Here is a 1180-nt window from a genome sequence, read left to right on the forward strand (position 1 = left end):
GGCCGGAGACTACCATCCTCAGCCGGTACGCCGGGTCAGTATCCCCAAGCCGCAAGGCGGCGAACGGATACTGGGTATCCCCACGGTACAGGATCGCCTGATCCAACAAGCCCTTCACCAAGTGCTGAGCCCGATACTGGAACCGACCTTCTCGGACCACAGCTACGGGTTCCGTCCCGGTCGAAGCGCCCATCAGGCGGTCAAGGTGATGCAGCAGTACATCAACGACGGCCACCGCTGGGTGGTCGATCTGGATCTGGCCCAGTTCTTTGACCGGGTCAATCACGATGTGCTGATGAGCCTGCTGGCCCGTCGCATCACCGACCGACGGATACTCACTCTGATCCGACGCTACCTGCGAGCCGGTATGCTCGACGGTGGGCTGGTCAGCCCGAGACGGGAAGGCACGCCGCAAGGTGGCCCTCTCTCACCCTTGCTCTCCAACGTGCTGCTGACCGAACTGGATCGGGAGCTGGAGCGCCGGGGTCACCGGTTCTGTCGCTATGCGGACGACTGCAATATCTACGTTCGCAGCAGAAGAGCCGGTGAACGGGTAATGGCCAGCGTCACCCACTTCCTGGAAAGAGAACTGCGCCTGAAAGTGAACACAGACAAGAGCGCTGTGGATCGCCCTTGGCGTCGAAGCTTCCTGGGATACAGCGTGACCTGGCACAAGCAGGCACGGTTGAGGGTTGCACCGAAGAGCGTGAAAGCTTTTACGGCCAAGCTGCGACCATTGCTCAAACGATCAAGGGGGCAGTCACTGAATGCCACCATCCGATCCCTGAATCCGGTGCTGCGGGGCTGGGCGAATTACTATCGCCTGACGGCCTCGAAACGCTCGGTGGAAGCATTGGATGGCTGGATACGGCGGCGACTGCGACTGATCCTGTGGCAGCAATGGAAACGCCCCTATACGCGGGCGCGCAACCTGATGCGGCTGGGTCTGACAGAACAGAGGGCTTGGATGAGTGCGACGAATGGTCGTGGTCCGTGGTGGAACAGCGGCGCGTCTCATATGAACGCGGCGCTGCCCAAGCGGGTGTTCAATGGCCTGTCTCTGGTAAGCTTGCTGGATACGATGGTTCGGCTTCAGTGCCGGCCTTGAACCGCCGTGGTACGGAACCGTATGCCCGGTGGTGTGAGAGGACGGGGGAGGTAACTCCCCCTCCTACTCGAT

The 1180-nt window shown here is 61.1% G+C and carries 1 protein-coding gene; it reads left to right on the top strand.

Going from position 1 to position 1180, the window contains the following annotated elements; all coding sequences use genetic code 11:
- Positions 1-1108: group II intron reverse transcriptase/maturase (gene ltrA, locus Q668_RS16135; protein ID WP_022990663.1), on the top strand; the 1108-nt coding region annotated here is incomplete at its 5' end.
- Positions 1109-1180 lie beyond the last annotated feature (72 nt).

This window comes from Marinobacter sp. ES-1, from assembly GCF_000475255.1.
GTDB classification, from domain to species: domain Bacteria; phylum Pseudomonadota; class Gammaproteobacteria; order Pseudomonadales; family Oleiphilaceae; genus Marinobacter; species Marinobacter vinifirmus.